1 protein-coding gene is annotated in these 1236 nt (G+C 40.4%); it reads right to left on the bottom strand.

Annotated elements, in window-relative coordinates:
* A partial coding sequence (locus tag CLV38_RS13595) for an IS256 family transposase (RefSeq protein WP_106196531.1) occupies positions 1–1142 on the bottom strand: 1142 nt, incomplete at its 3' end.
* Positions 1143–1236 lie beyond the last annotated feature (94 nt).

The following is a 1236-nucleotide window of genomic DNA, read 5'->3' as shown; positions in this document are numbered from 1 at the left end:
TGTTGGAAGCCGCGGTGAATCCGTGTCAAAAACTTCTGATTGTACGTATCAAAACGGGAAACCAAAAAGCGATCCATAGATTCTTCATTCTGAAATTGCTCTTTACGTCGACTATACTTTTTAATTTGTTTATTAAAGGATTCAATCAAATTAGTGGAATACAAGCTCCTACGGATTGATAAAGGGAAATCGTAAAATGTAAGTAAGTTATCATTTTCTAGAATAGACTTGGCCAGTTTAGAGTAGCTACTGCGCCATTTTTCTGAGAAAGCAAGGCGAGCTTCAAGGGCCGTCTCTCGTGAATCTGCTTGATAAATCGTCTTAAAGTCTTCGCATATTTCCTTGCGATCAGCGACGCGTACTTTACTAGAAATGTTGCGAGAAACATGGACACAACAGTGTTGGTAAGCTGCTTGAGGAAAAACGTGATGAATCGTATCTTTAATACCCTTGAGACCGTCGGTCACGAAAAGAAGAACATCATTGACACCACGGTCGGATAAATCTTCCAATATCTCTTTCCATGTGACGGTCGATTCATTAGGGGCAATAGCGTATCCTAGGACTTCTTTGGCACCATCTGGTCGAATTCCCACCGCAATGTGTATGGCTTCTTTCTCAACGGTTTTCCGCTTCAAAGGAATATAGGTAGCGTCCAGATAAATGACTGCATAACGACTGTTTAGTTTACGCTTTTTGAACGCTGATACTTCTTCAGTAAAGACTTTAGTCATATTGGACATCGTTTGTGGTGTATAGTGATGACCGTACATTTTCTCAATCAAATCAGCAATTTCAGACATGGTAATACCTTTTTGAAAAAGATGAATGACGGTTTCTTCTAACGTGCCATTGGTTCGCTTATATGCAGGAAGAGTCTGTTGTTTAAATTCACCGTTGCGGTCGCGCGGAATCTGTAGATGAAGTTCGCCGTATTCTGTCTTGACCGTACGGTCATAGGACCCATTGCGTGAGTTCCCTGAATGGAAACCAATCCGATCATACTTTTCGTAATCCAAAAAGGCAGTCAGCTCTGTTCTCAGGAGCGTATTTACGGCTAATTCCAAGTGCGAACGGAATAATTCGTTCAAATCACCTTTTGTAGCTAGAGTCTGTAAGATATCTGTAGTAAGATTGTTCATAGGGAAGTCCTCTTTTCTGTGAATTTAGTGTGGTAACTCTATTCTACAGAAGGGACTTCCTTTTTTCTATTTACACAAAATATTTTACACTCTC

It is taken from the genome of Alkalibacterium olivapovliticus (assembly GCF_003003275.1).
GTDB classification, from domain to species: Bacteria; Bacillota; Bacilli; order Lactobacillales; family Carnobacteriaceae_A; genus Alkalibacterium; species Alkalibacterium olivapovliticum.
Note: the sequence above shows the minus strand (reverse complement) of the source record. Positions and strands in the feature narration are given on the sequence as shown.